A 12,422-nucleotide genomic window follows, 5' to 3' on the forward strand; every position below is an offset into this window, starting at 1 on the left:
ATTTCACCCCAGCTCACTGGCCCAAGGTGGGTTCGCGCCTGCACGCGCCACCGTCACAGCCGCAACTTTCGCACCATGAGCCATCGCAGCCTCCGCCTGCGCTGCGGAAAGCGCGCGCACCGCCGTTTTGCTCAGTGCGCCAAGCTCTGACAGCTTCGCCAAAACACCGCTGTTAAACGTGTCGCCTGCCCCGACCGTGTCCACCACCTCGGTCTTTTCGGCTGGAACAACAATCGGGTCACCTGCATGCAGATACCCCCGCGCTCCGTCACTGCCGCAGGTCACAATCACAAAGGCAGACCCCTGCGCCAGCAACTGTGCGGCGCGCGCGTCCATACCGGCAAGGTCTGGCATCAGCCATGCAAGGTCTTCATCTGAAACCTTCACCACATCTGCCTGTGCCAGCATCTTGTCCAACCGAGCGCGATACGCCGCCTCTTCCCGAATGAAACCCGGACGGATGTTTGGGTCAATCATGACCGCACGGCTCTGCCCCTCGCGCGCCAGCACATCGGCATAGGTGTCTGCGCACGGCTCCACGGCAAGGCTGATCCCACCAAAAAACAGCGCTTCCACAGTGTCTTCTATAGGCGCCACATTCTCAGGCGCAATCATCCGCCCGGCAGTGTTCTCATCGTAGAAATCATAGGTCGCATGGCCCCCTGACAGATTGACAAACGCCATCGTCGTGGGCCGATCCAAGCGCACAACTGCGTCGGTTACGACATGGCTCTCTTCAAGGCGCGCGATAAGTTGCGCCCCAAAACGATCCTCTGAAATGCCACTCAGCAAACCCACAGAAGCGCCAAGACGCCCCAGCCCCACCGCCGTGTTAAAAACCGCACCGCCGACATGCGGCACAAAGCCTTCACCACCACTCACAGTGGCTTCGGGGATCATATCAATCAGCGCTTCACCGCAACACAGGATCATAGCCAGCCCTCACCCAAGCCACTTGGTATAGTCACTCACCAGCAGGTGCATGGGGTCAACATCCTCATCAATCTCGGCAAAGCGCCCAATTGGCGCGCGAAAAACATTGTCGGTCTCATCATCATTCACGGTCGAGACTTCCCCGATCAGCACGTCACCACCTTCGCCCCAAAACGCGTGCCAATCTCCCGGCATCAGCGTCAGACTTTCTCCCGGTGCAAATTTGATCTTCTCACCCGGCGCAAACGGACGCGCAATGCCATCACACATCACCATCCCGCCGCGATCTTCGGCAAAATTTCCATCGTCGTCAGAGCCATAGAGCTCCACCACCATGGTTGCGCCGCCGCGGTTGATGATGTCCTCGGCCTTGATTACGTGCGTGTGCATTGGGGACAGCTGATCCTGCCGCGAAATCAGCAGCTTTTCGGCGTAACACATGCCTCCGCCACGCTGCAGATCCGCCAGCCGTCCATTGCGCAACGTGAAAAGGAACAGCCCCATTTCCTCAAAATTGCCCGCGCCATAGTCCGTGATATCCCATCCACAACGGGCGTCTATCAGCGCTTTGGCGGCCTCTTTGTGCGCCACAAATTCATCTGGCCGCCAATAGGCAAAAGGGGGCAACTTAAACCCGTAAGATCGGATCATGTCATCGGCCGCGGCCATGATTTCGTTGATGGTTGAGCGTTTCATGTGTGTGTCTCTCCTCCGGGCCCGCGCATGCCACGTGAGGCCAGCGTCATAAAAGCGATATTAGCGCTAACAGTCCACCCTTTTCCGCCAGCACACACGCAGAACTGAAACAGCCTGTTTTGCTTGTGTAGGCCCCGAAACAAGTTTCGTTTCCAAACGCTCAAAAACACACTTGCCGAAACCCATTTCGCCCAGCAGGTTACCAGTAACACCTGTGCCAAACGCGTGCAGGTCAGTGTCGTTGCCCATTTGATCCCAGCGCGGTCAGGTGGCGACGATATCCCTCAGTAAACCTTGTCAGCTTTCGCCCATCAGGGCGCGCAATAGGAGAGAGCCACATGACAAAGATTGTCCTCGTCGGCGCAGGCAGCCTGCAATTTGGAACCGGGATGCTGGGCGACATTTTTCAAAGCGCCAACCTGAAAGACGCAGAGATCATTCTGCATGACATCAATCTCGCGGCAGCGCAGCGCACGCTCAAAGTGGCTGAAGACTACATCGCCGCTCATGGATTGAAACAAAGCTTGTCCGCAACAACAGATTTGAATGCGGCCCTGAGCGGCGCCCGTTTTGTGGTGATCTCGATTGAAGTTGGCGATCGCTTTGCGCTCTGGGATATGGATTGGAAAATCCCGCAGCAATACGGCATCCCGCAGGTTTACGGCGAAAATGGCGGGCCCGGTGGCTTGTTCCACAGCCTGCGGATCATCCCGCCCATTCTTGAAATCTGTCAGCAGGTTATGGATATCTGCCCAGACGCAACCGTATTCAACTACTCAAACCCCATGAGCCGCATCTGCACCGCCGTGCACCGCAAGTTTCCTGAGCTCGAATTTGTGGGAATGTGCCATGAAATTGCGTCATTGGAGCGCCATCTCGCCCCCCTGCTGGGCGTTGCGCGCGACGAGATTTCCTATCGCGCTGGCGGGCTGAACCACTTTTCGGTCATGACCAGCTGTACCTACCTCAAAGATGGTAGCGATGCTTACCCCGATGTGCGCAGCAAAGCAGAAAGTTACTTCGCAGCGATGCCAGGCTATTCCGAAATCCTGCAAGCGTCGCGCAAAACCGGTGCCTCCATTGAAACCGAAGGTTGGATGGATGTGGACCTGAGCATGATCGACACGGTACGGCCATGGTCTGATCGCTGGCTTTTTGCCGAGATCTTGGAAAAGTTCGGCGCATTGCCCATCACCTATGACAGCCACTTTGGCGAGTACATTCAGTGGGCGCATGACTGCTCTGATCATCAGGGCATTCTGGATTTCTACACCTATTACCGCAACTTCCTTGGCAAGACCGACCCTGTGATCGAGCCTGTCTTGAAAGAACGCGTTGTGCCCATCATGGACGCACTGCTTGGCGCCCCCACCTATGAAGAGGCCGCCGTCAATATTCCCAACAAGGGTTTCATCGCCAATCTGCCGCACTGGATCTGTGTCGAAGTGCCCGCCAATATTGACACCCAAGGCCTGCATGGCATTGCCGTCGATATTCCGGCAGGCGTGCGCGGCCTTCTGTCAAATCAAATTGGCATCCACGACATGACCGCCGAAGCGATCCTGCAAGGCAGTCGCGATCTGGTGGTACAAGCGCTCCTCGTGGATCCGATCGTGACCAAATCCAAAGGCATCCCAGCTCTGGTCGATCACATGATTGCCGAGCAAAGCCCATGGCTTGATTATCTGACCTAAGCAAAGTTGCGCCGCAGTTCTGTCTGCGGCGCGCGCTCATAACGGGTTGATCAAAATCGCCCGAAAATCGTTTACGTTGGTCAGTGTTGGTCCGGGCACGACCTGCGCGTCTAATTTGGCAAAAAAGCTGTGCGCATCGTTTATAGCCAAAGCCTGCGCCACATCCACGCCGCGCGCTGCAGCCTCCGCAAGCGTTTCGGGCGAGATCACCGCCCCAGCCACTTCCGCAGCTCCGTCTACGCCATCGGTGTCACATGCCAGCGCGTGAATCCCCTCCGCCCCGTTGAGCGCCTCTGCCAGTGCCAGCGCATATTCCGCGTTTGGTCCCCCTACGCCGTCACCGCGCCGTGTCACTGTAAGTTCCCCGCCAGACAACAGAAGCAAAGGCCCTTTTGCCGTCGCGGCACGCTCTTTTGCCAAAGCCGCATGCGCCGCCGCAACCTCGCGCGCCTCGCCTTCCAACGCATCGCCCAAAATCTCCACCGTGCATCCCGCCTCTTCTGCAACAGCCTTTGCCGCAAGCAGTGACTGCATCGGGGAGGCAAAGAGCACATTTTCGGTGGTCGACAGCCGCGCATCATCCGGCGTGACCACGCCGCCATGCGCACGCGCAGCGGCCTCAACATGTGCGGGCAGTGAAACGCCAAAGGGTGCCACCGCGGCCAGCGCGGCATCCAGATCGGAAGGCTCGCCAACCGTCGGGCCAGAGCCAATCATGCCCGGATCATCCCCCGGCACGTCCGAAATCAGGAAAGCCACCACTTTGGCCGGATAGGCCGCTGCCGCCAACTGCCCACCTTTGGCCTGACACAGGTGTTTGCGCAGGGCGTTCATCGCCGAAATCGGCGCACCAGAGGCCAGCAAATCTGCGTTCACCTGCTGCAATTCGTCCAAGGTCACGCCAGGCACAGGCGCCGTCAGCAAAGAGGAGGCCCCGCCAGAAATCAGGCAGATCACCGTGTCCTCAGCGTCAAGTCCCCGCATCAAATCCAGCATTTCCAGCGTGGCCGCCTCGCCTGCCGCATCCGGCACAGGGTGCGCAGCAGAGGCGATGCGAATGCCGGAACAAGGCCGCTCATAGCCATAGCGCGTGATCACCAGCCCCTCGCAAGGCCCCCAGGCCGCTTCCAGCGCCTCCGCCATGCGCGCGCTTGCTTTGCCAGCGCCCACAACAATCACGCGTCCGGCCGGTTTTTCTGGCAGGGCTGCAGGCAGCGCCGCCATTGGGTCCGCAACAGCGACGGCTTTGGCAAACAACGATCTCAGGAAGTCAGTTGGGGTCTCAATCACTTAGCTTTCTCCACTGGAGGCCCGCACCTTCAAAGACACGGGCAGGCGCACATCCGGCGCAGGAGCCGGGCCTTGGGTGAGCCACCCCAGCAGGGTATCGCTGATATGGGTGGCAAATTCGGGAATGCGGCAACTCACCGAACTCAACGGGGGCGCACTATGTGCACATTCTTCGATGTCATCAACGCCAACAACCCTTAAATCAGACCCAATGGCCCGCCCTTGCGCCGCTGATGACGCAACCAGCCCGAGCGCAACCAAGTCGTTGAAACAGACAACCCCATCCACATCTGGATATTGGCTTGCCAAAACCTGCGCCTGTTCGCGTCCAAACTGCCGCGTTGATGCGCCTGCCAGCACAATAGGCTCTTGCCCACGCTCAGCCATCACCTTCAGGTACCCAGACGCTCGCTCCTGCGTCACAGGCCGCCCTTCAAGACCACCCACAAAAGCGATTTTGCGCGCGCCCTGTGCCAACAAATGCTCAGTCGCAAGCCGACCGCCCTCAGCATAATCCGGCGCCGCAAAAGGAAACAGATCAAGCCGATCATCCACCCGGCGGAACACCTGTATCGCAGGCAAACCAGCGCGTGCAATTGGCTCGAGCGCCTGCCCGCTGTCATCATAGGCCGGACAGATCACAAAGGCAGACACACCATGCTCAATCAGCGCTTTGATCATTTTCTGCTGCTGCGCCGGGTCCTCTTCGGTATTGGCCACCACCGCCGCATAATCCTGTTGGCTGAGGCTGCGTTGCAGAGATGCGGCAAGCTCGGAAAAAAACGGGTTGCGCAGATCATTGATGACCAGCCCAATCAACCCCGTAGATCCAGAGCGCAGTTTGGCCGCCGCACGGTTATAGACATAACCGATTTCAGCCATCACTTTCTGCACATGGTCACGCGTTTCCGCTTTTACCAAAGTGCTGCCCTGCAACACGAGGCTGACAGTGGATTTAGACACCCCAGCCTCGCGAGCCACATCTTTGATTGTTGGTCTGCGTTCCATGGCCGCTACGTGTCAGATACCATGCACGGAAAGCAAGGCTTTCATACGTGTTTCTGCCAGCTCTGGTTGGGTCAGCAAACCAGCTGTGTCTGCCAAACGAAACACCTCTGCATAGTGGGTTATGTCGCGGCTCGCCTGAAACCCGCCCGGCATAATGAAATGGCTCTGTGCGCCATTCAACCATGCCAGATAGGCGATGCCCGCCTTATAAAACCGGGTGGGTGCGCGGAAAATCTCGCGTGACAGCGGCACAGTGGGCGCAAGCAGAGCGTGATAGCGTGCTGTGTCACCCATCGCCAAGGCTTCCAGCGCCTGACTTGCCGCTGGTGCGATGGCGGCAAAGATGCCCAGCAACGCATGAGAATGATGGCTGCCATCCCCCTCAATCAGCGGCGCGTAGTTAAAATCATCCCCGGTATAAAGCCGCACCCCGCCGGGCAGACGCGCACGGAACGCCTCCTCATGCGCCTGATCGAGCAGCGAGATTTTGATGCCATCCACTTGGGTCGGATTCTCGCAGATCAGGTCCAGCACAAAATCATTGGCCTCAGCAACGGTGTCGCAGCCCCAATAGCCCGCCAATGCCGGATCAAACATCTCCCCCAACCAATGCAGGATCACCGGTTGCGCGGCCCCGTCAATCAACCGGCGATACACCGTGCGATAGACCTCTTTATCGGCCCCAATCGCAGGCAGCGCGCGTGTCGCCATCAGGATCAATTGCCCACCCGCTGCTTCAATCACTTCGGCCTGATGCTCATAGGCTGCGATGATCGCATCGGCAGAGGTCAGCTCAGGCAGCGCGCAATGATCGGTCCCGGCGCCACAGGCCACGCGCGGATTTTGCGGATGCGCCTTGGCCGCAACCATGGTGCGCTCAATCAGCTCACTTGCAGTGGCCCAATCCACGCCCATGCCACGCTGCGCCGTGTCCATCGCCTCTGCCAAACCAAGCCCCTGATCCCAAAGGCCCTGACGAAACGCCAGTGTCGCGTCCCAATCCACTGCCGGGCGACCTGTCCAGGGGTCTCGCTCAGCGAGAGGATCAGACACCACATGCGCTGCAGCAAATGCCGTGCGGGTCAGTTCCACTTGTGGTGCGCGCGGCACAAGCGGTGTGCCTTGCAGACGATAGTCTTCGATGCGCCCGTCCTGTGTCGGCAGCTTCAGCATGAAATCACTCCTCCGACCATCGGCTCAGGCTTCCACATCCAAAACCAGGACACCATCGAGCCCGCCTTCGGCATGCGCCACGATCTCCGCGCCCCAACGCTTGTGCTCTGCATCCTCCGAATAAGCGGCAAGGTCGTCAAAACTCTCAAAATCAATGGTGAAGCCATGCATGTAGCCACGCTCAATCTTCTCTGGGCTTGTTGACCGCCCACCATGAAACCCAGATGCCCCTGCGAGCCGCCCTGTGACGCTGGCCAAACCGGCATAGATTTCTGCGATGGTCTCCTCAGACACATCTGCGCGAAACCGGGTGAGAACGATATGTTTGATCATTTTGTAAGCCCTTGATCTTCTTTGATCATATCGGCGGCCTTTTCGCCGATCATGATGGATGGTGCGTTGGTGTTTGATGAATTGACGGTTGGCATGATTGAAGCATCCGCCACGCGCAGCCCCTCAAGACCGTTAAATCGCAAGCGAATGTCGACCACCGCCGCGTCATCCGGCCCCATGCGGCAGGTCCCTGCACAATGGTGGCTGGTTTTGGAATGCTGGCAGATGAAGTCAAACGCTTCCTGCTCTGTGGTCACGTCCGGCCCCGGCAAACGCTCTGCCAGAACGTAGGGCTTGAGTGCGTCCTGCGCGAGAATGTCCCGCACCAGTTGCAACCCTCGCAGCGACATTTCCCGGTCATAGGGATCAGCCAGATAGTTGGGGTCAATCAATGGCGCTTTGCTCGGATCTGCGCTTTGCAGCCTGACTGAGCCGCGCGAGCGGGGACGTAAGAAGCATGCGTTCAGGGTCACGCCGCCATTGGGCATCGCCGCCACGCCCGCCTCAATCCCTGTGCCAAGGCCAAGATGCATCTGAATGTCTGGCGACCGCGCGCTTTCATCTGCATACCAAAAACCGCCGGTTTCAAAGAGACTGCTCGCCACAGGCCCTTTGCGCGCAAACAGATACTGCAGCCCAGCGATGGCCGACATATGCAACTTGGCAAAGCGATCATAGGTGTGCGGCCCGCTGACCTCACAAATCGCGTAAAGATCCAGATGGTCCTGAAGGTTGGCTCCCACATTTGGCTGATCCAAAATCACTTCAATGCCGAGTGCTGAGAGGTCGTCCGCTGGCCCAATGCCGGAAAGCTGCAGCAGTCGTGGAGATCCAATCGCACCAGACGACAGCACAACCTCGCGCGCGGCATGCAGCTTGGTGCCATCCATCAACTCTACCCCCGTCACCCGCCCGCTCTCAACAGTCAGGCGGCGCACCTGTGCACCCGTCTGAACCGTCAAGTTAGCGCGATTGCGATTGGGCGCGAGAAACGCCATAGCCGCCGAAGAGCGCCGCGCATTGCGCTGGGTCAGCTGATAGTACCCGACCCCATCCTGCTTCTCGCCATTCATGTCACCGGCTGCAGGAATGCCAAGTTCTCCCCCCGCCGCAATAAACGCATCACAGATCGGCAATGGGGCCGCAGGCTGGCTCACACCCAGCGGCCCGCCCTGTCCGTGAAATTGGTTGTTGTGCGTGTCGTTATCCTCGGACTTGCGGAAATAAGGCAGCACATCGTCATAGCCCCAGCCTTCACAGCCCATTTGGCGCCAATCGTCATAATCCTGCGCCGCACCGCGGGTGTAAATCTGCGCATTGATCGCAGAGCCACCGCCGATCACCTTGGCCTGCGTATAGGGAAAAATCTTATTTTTCATGTGTTTCTGCGGCACGGTTGTCCAACCCCAGCTGCCGATGCCCTTGGTCATCTTGGCAAAGCCGGCTGGCAGATGGAAAAACGGATGCCGATCCGTGCCCCCTGCCTCAAGCAGCAAGACAGACACATCCGCCACCTCGCTCAGCCGCGCCGCAATCACCGACCCGGCAGAGCCACCGCCAACAACGATGAAATCAAAATCCGTCTTCATCTCTATTCCTCACAGCCGCGCAATCGACAGGCCGCCATCCACGGCAATCACCGATCCGCTACAATAGGCCATCTGCCCCAACGCCAGCGGCACCACCGCTTGCCCAATATCGCCGGGCTGTCCCCACCGCGCAGCCGGGATCAACCCATCCGCAATCCGCGCGTCGTATTTGCCCTTCACAGCCGCTGTCATATCCGTCGCAATCACGCCCGGACGCAGTTCAAAAACACCGATGTTTTCCGCCGCCAGTCGCGCAGCAAAGAGCTTTGCCACCATCGACGCCCCCGCCTTGGAGACGCAGTATTCCCCACGTTCTGGCGAGGCCATTTCCGCACTCACCGAGGTCACAAAACTGATGGAGCGATAACTCGCCCCGTCCAGCGTCACCATGCGCCGCGCCGCTTCTTGCGCCAGAAAGAAGGCTCCGCGCAGGTTGATGTTCTGGACAAAATCCCAGTTCTCAGGCTTCAGATGGAGCAGGTCACCGCGCACGGGCGCGCCCACACCGGCATTGTTTACAAATGTTGTGACCGGCCCCAGTGCCGCCTCCACCTGATCAAACAGGGCCGGGATCGCAGCGAGATCACTCACATCGTGTGGGATATAGAGCGCCGCGCCACCAAGAGCTGCCAGACCCGCTGCAACCTCTGGCGCGTCCGCGTCTGGCAAGGAGGCAATGGCAATCTGAAAGCCCGCCTCCTGCAGCGCCTGGGCAATGCCCAACCCGATGCCTTGCTGCCCGCCCGTGATCAGAGCAACACCTGCATCCATCAGGGGGCAATCCGCATCTCTGTGTCCGGGTCAAAGGCCACGGCCTTCTCCATATTGACCGCAAAGGTGAACTGCTGCCCCGCCGCCACAGGCACGTCAGAGCGCATGCGCGAAATCACATCGCGCCCGCCAAGCTGCATAGACACAAAGGTGTCCGAGCCTGCCGGTTCGGTCACATCGATTCGGTTGGACAGCTCTGCAACGTTGCTCGATTTGCGATCGGCGCTGTCGGGGTCCGTGATGGTTTCTGGCCGAATGCCCAGCAAGATCTCCCGCCCCTCATAGGTCGCCAGATTGTCCTGACTGAAAGGCAGCACCGCCTGCCCCCCATCTGACAGCACAACCTGCGCAGCGGGGCGACCACCCTGCATCACCACCTTTGCCGGAAGAACATTCATCGCAGGTGAGCCCATGAAGGTCGCGACAAAGATATTGGCCGGGTTGTCGTAGATCTCTTGAGGCGTGCCAAGCTGCTGAACACAGCCACCGTTCATCACCGCAATCCGGGTCGACAGCGTCAGCGCCTCGATTTGGTCGTGGGTCACATAAACAATTGTGGTGCCAAGCTTCTGGTGCAGCTTCTTGATCTCCGTGCGCATATCCACACGCAGCTTTGCATCAAGGTTTGACAGCGGCTCATCAAACAGGAACACATCCGGATCTCGCACCAGCGCGCGCCCCATGGCCACGCGCTGCCGCTGACCACCAGACAGCGCACCGGGCTTGCGATCCAGCAGTTGCTCTATCTGCAACAGCTTGGCCACATCATGCATCGCCCTTTCACGCTCGGGCTTTGGCACACCGTGCATTTCCAGACCGAAGGTGATGTTCTGTCCCACGGTCATATTTGGGTAGAGCGCATAGCTCTGAAACACCATCGCGATATTGCGATTGGAGGGATGCACCCCATTCATCACCCGATCTTTGATGCGAATCTCTCCGCCGGTGATGTCCTCCAGCCCCGCAATCATATTAAGCAATGTGGATTTGCCACAGCCCGATGGGCCGACCAGCACAAGGAACTCGCCCTCTTCTACCGAGATGTCCACATTATGCAGCACTTCGACCGCGCCATACGATTTGGTTGCCTTATCAATGTCGAGAAAGCCCATGACGTCTTATCCTTTAACTGAGCCCGCCATCAGGCCACGCACGAAGTACCGTCCGGCCACGATGTAAACGAAGAGAGTGGGCATCGCCGCCAGGATCGCCCCGGCAAAATGCACGTTGTATTCTTTGACACCCGTGCTCGATTGCACGAGGTTGTTGAGCGCCACAGTCATCGGCTGACTGCTCGCATCGGCAAAGGAAGCTCCAAACAGGAAGTCATTCCAGATGTTGGTGAACTGCCAGATCACGCTCACCACCGCGATTGGCCCAGAACTTGGCAACAGAATGCGCCAGAAGATCTGAAAGAACCCGGCCCCATCAATCTGCGCCGCACGGATCAGCTCGGTTGGGAACACCGCGTAATAGTTGCGGAAGTAAAGCGTGGTGAAACCAATGCCAAAAACGATGTGGACAAAGGACAGACCATAGGTCGATCCGGCCAGCCCCATCAGCCCGAGCATCCGCGCCATTGGGATCAGAACGATCTGAAACGGAATGAAACAGGCAAAGAGCATCAGGCCAAAGAGGATCGTATCGCCTTTGAAGCGCCATTTGGTCAGCACATAGCCATTGAGCGCGCCAAGCACGGTGGAAATTGTCACCGCAGGCACGACCATTTTGATGGAATTCCAGAAGTATGGCTTCAGGCCCGTAGGCTCCACACCAATCTGCGCGCTCGCCCAGGCCTGCTTCCACGGCTCAAGCGTAAAGGCACTTGGCAGGCTCATCATGCCACCGCCAGTGATCTCATCCAGTGGCTTTACCGAGTTCACCAGCATCACATAGAGCGGCAGCAGGTAGAACAGCGCAAACAGGATCAGCACCACGTAAATCAGCGTGCGCGTGAAACGCCCGGTGCGGATCGCTGTGTCTTGGGTCGCAACAGACATCACCGTTTCTCCCGCAGTTCAGAGTAGAGATAGGGGATCATGATTGAGGCAATCGCCATCAGCATGATGGTCGCGGATGCCGCACCGATCCCCATTTGGTTGCGCGTAAACGTGTAGGAATACATGAAGGTCGCAGGCAGCTCAGTGGCCCGCCCCGGTCCACCACCGGTCAGCGCAATCACCAGATCGAAGGTCTTGATCGCAAGGTGGCTCAGGATCACAAAGGCGGACAGAAACGCAGGCCGCAGCTGCGGGATGATGATCCGGCGATAGAGATTCCAATTGCTCGCGCCATCCATCTGTGCGGCTTTCAGGATCTCATTGTCGATCCCGCGCAAACCAGCCAAGAACATCGCCATCACAAAACCGGACGTCTGCCAGACAGCGGCCAGAACCACGGTGTAAATCGCAAAGTTTCGGTTCTTGATCCAGTCAAACTTGAAGCTTTCCCAGCCCCAGGTGTGCATCACATTTTCAAGCCCGATCCCCGGATCAAGGAACCACTTCCAGGCGGTCCCGGTCACGATGAAGCTCAACGCCATCGGATAGAGGTAAAGCGGGCGCAACAGCCCCTCTCCTCGGATTTTCTGATCCAGAAAGATCGCCAGCCCAAGGCCAATTGCCGTGCAAAGCGTGATGTACAGCAGGGCAAATATGCCCATGTTTGTCAGCGAAATCTCCCAATGGCTCAGGCGCCAGAGCTTGGAGTAGTTCTCCCAGCCAACCCAGCCATACGACGGCAACAGGCGACTGTCCGTAAAAGAAAGATAGACGGAAAACAGAATGAACCCGTAGACAAACACAAGGATCACCGCCAGCGAGGGCGACAGCACCAATTTGGGAATCCAATTCTGTAGACGGGTTTTAAAGTCCGCCTCAGCAGTCTGCGCCATGACGCGACCTCCATTGGGAAAGAAAAAGTCTGAGAAAGACGG

At 58.3% G+C, this 12,422-nt stretch carries 12 protein-coding genes; 1 reads left to right on the forward strand and 11 read right to left on the reverse strand.

What is annotated here, in order from left to right; all coding sequences use genetic code 11:
• Positions 1-3: 3 nt before the first annotated feature.
• The gene (locus PJL69_RS09400) at positions 4-933 is read right to left on the reverse strand and encodes a carbohydrate kinase family protein (protein ID WP_271309432.1); all 930 of its coding nucleotides are present in this window, start codon (positions 931-933) and stop codon (positions 4-6) included.
• Between the two features lie 9 nt (positions 934-942).
• The gene (locus PJL69_RS09405; protein ID WP_271309433.1) at positions 943-1,629 is read right to left on the reverse strand and encodes a D-lyxose/D-mannose family sugar isomerase; all 687 of its coding nucleotides are present in this window, start codon (positions 1,627-1,629) and stop codon (positions 943-945) included.
• Positions 1,630-1,967: 338 nt separating this feature from the next.
• Between PJL69_RS09405 and PJL69_RS09410 the strand changes: the two genes are divergently transcribed.
• The gene (locus PJL69_RS09410; protein WP_271309434.1) at positions 1,968-3,323 is read left to right on the forward strand and encodes a family 4 glycosyl hydrolase; all 1,356 of its coding nucleotides are present in this window, start codon (positions 1,968-1,970) and stop codon (positions 3,321-3,323) included.
• Between the two features lie 36 nt (positions 3,324-3,359).
• On the opposite strand, the gene PJL69_RS09415 is transcribed toward PJL69_RS09410, so the two are convergent.
• Genes PJL69_RS09415 through PJL69_RS09455 form a run of 9 tightly spaced genes read right to left on the reverse strand, consistent with a single transcriptional unit; the run spans position 3,360 to position 12,380 of the window.
• Complete coding sequence (locus PJL69_RS09415) at positions 3,360-4,610, reverse strand: glycerate kinase type-2 family protein (RefSeq protein WP_271309723.1); 1,251 nt, start codon at positions 4,608-4,610, stop codon at positions 3,360-3,362.
• A gap of 3 nt (positions 4,611-4,613) precedes the next feature.
• A complete protein-coding gene (locus PJL69_RS09420; protein WP_271309435.1) occupies positions 4,614-5,621 on the reverse strand; it encodes a LacI family DNA-binding transcriptional regulator in 1,008 nt (335 codons plus the stop codon).
• A gap of 12 nt (positions 5,622-5,633) precedes the next feature.
• Positions 5,634-6,794 (reverse strand): dihydrodipicolinate synthase family protein, encoded by a 1,161-nt coding sequence (locus PJL69_RS09425; RefSeq protein ID WP_271309436.1) that lies wholly within the window; start codon positions 6,792-6,794, stop codon positions 5,634-5,636.
• A 24-nt stretch (positions 6,795-6,818) separates the two neighbouring features.
• Entirely contained in the window at positions 6,819-7,127 is a 309-nt protein-coding gene (locus PJL69_RS09430; protein WP_271309437.1) for a Dabb family protein, read from the reverse strand.
• Positions 7,124-8,716: a GMC family oxidoreductase gene (locus tag PJL69_RS09435; protein ID WP_271309438.1), complete on the reverse strand. Its 1,593-nt coding sequence runs from the start codon at positions 8,714-8,716 to the stop codon at positions 7,124-7,126. Before PJL69_RS09435 ends, PJL69_RS09430 begins: the two co-directional genes overlap by 4 nt.
• A gap of 9 nt (positions 8,717-8,725) precedes the next feature.
• Complete coding sequence (locus PJL69_RS09440) at positions 8,726-9,487, reverse strand: 3-ketoacyl-ACP reductase (protein ID WP_271309439.1); 762 nt, start codon at positions 9,485-9,487, stop codon at positions 8,726-8,728.
• Positions 9,487-10,599 (reverse strand): ABC transporter ATP-binding protein, encoded by a 1,113-nt coding sequence (locus tag PJL69_RS09445; RefSeq protein WP_271309440.1) that lies wholly within the window; start codon positions 10,597-10,599, stop codon positions 9,487-9,489. Before PJL69_RS09445 ends, PJL69_RS09440 begins: the two co-directional genes overlap by 1 nt.
• Positions 10,600-10,605: 6 nt before the next feature.
• Entirely contained in the window at positions 10,606-11,487 is an 882-nt protein-coding gene (locus PJL69_RS09450) for a carbohydrate ABC transporter permease (protein ID WP_271309441.1), read from the reverse strand.
• Entirely contained in the window at positions 11,487-12,380 is an 894-nt protein-coding gene (locus PJL69_RS09455) for a carbohydrate ABC transporter permease (RefSeq protein WP_271309442.1), read from the reverse strand. The genes PJL69_RS09450 and PJL69_RS09455 overlap by 1 nt, the downstream gene beginning before the upstream one ends.
• Positions 12,381-12,422 lie beyond the last annotated feature (42 nt).

The sequence above is a fragment of the Shimia sp. MMG029 genome (assembly GCF_027947445.1).
Lineage (GTDB): Bacteria > Pseudomonadota > Alphaproteobacteria > Rhodobacterales > Rhodobacteraceae > Shimia.

What these genes read in the sequence shown, in the direction of transcription:
- PJL69_RS09450 (WP_271309441.1), bottom strand. Translation starts at nt 11,487, where the DNA reads ATGTCTGTTGCGACCCAAGACACAGCGATCCGCACCGGGCGTTTCACG.
- PJL69_RS09435 (WP_271309438.1), bottom strand. Translation starts at nt 8,716, where the DNA reads ATGAAGACGGATTTTGATTTCATCGTTGTTGGCGGTGGCTCTGCCGGG.
- PJL69_RS09455 (WP_271309442.1), bottom strand. Translation starts at nt 12,380, where the DNA reads ATGGCGCAGACTGCTGAGGCGGACTTTAAAACCCGTCTACAGAATTGG.
- PJL69_RS09410 (WP_271309434.1), top strand. Translation starts at nt 1,968, where the DNA reads ATGACAAAGATTGTCCTCGTCGGCGCAGGCAGCCTGCAATTTGGAACC.
- PJL69_RS09400 (WP_271309432.1), bottom strand. Translation starts at nt 933, where the DNA reads ATGATCCTGTGTTGCGGTGAAGCGCTGATTGATATGATCCCCGAAGCC.
- PJL69_RS09420 (WP_271309435.1), bottom strand. Translation starts at nt 5,621, where the DNA reads ATGGAACGCAGACCAACAATCAAAGATGTGGCTCGCGAGGCTGGGGTG.
- PJL69_RS09405 (WP_271309433.1), bottom strand. Translation starts at nt 1,629, where the DNA reads ATGAAACGCTCAACCATCAACGAAATCATGGCCGCGGCCGATGACATG.
- PJL69_RS09425 (WP_271309436.1), bottom strand. Translation starts at nt 6,794, where the DNA reads ATGCTGAAGCTGCCGACACAGGACGGGCGCATCGAAGACTATCGTCTG.
- PJL69_RS09440 (WP_271309439.1), bottom strand. Translation starts at nt 9,487, where the DNA reads ATGGATGCAGGTGTTGCTCTGATCACGGGCGGGCAGCAAGGCATCGGG.
- PJL69_RS09445 (WP_271309440.1), bottom strand. Translation starts at nt 10,599, where the DNA reads ATGGGCTTTCTCGACATTGATAAGGCAACCAAATCGTATGGCGCGGTC.
- PJL69_RS09430 (WP_271309437.1), bottom strand. Translation starts at nt 7,127, where the DNA reads ATGATCAAACATATCGTTCTCACCCGGTTTCGCGCAGATGTGTCTGAG.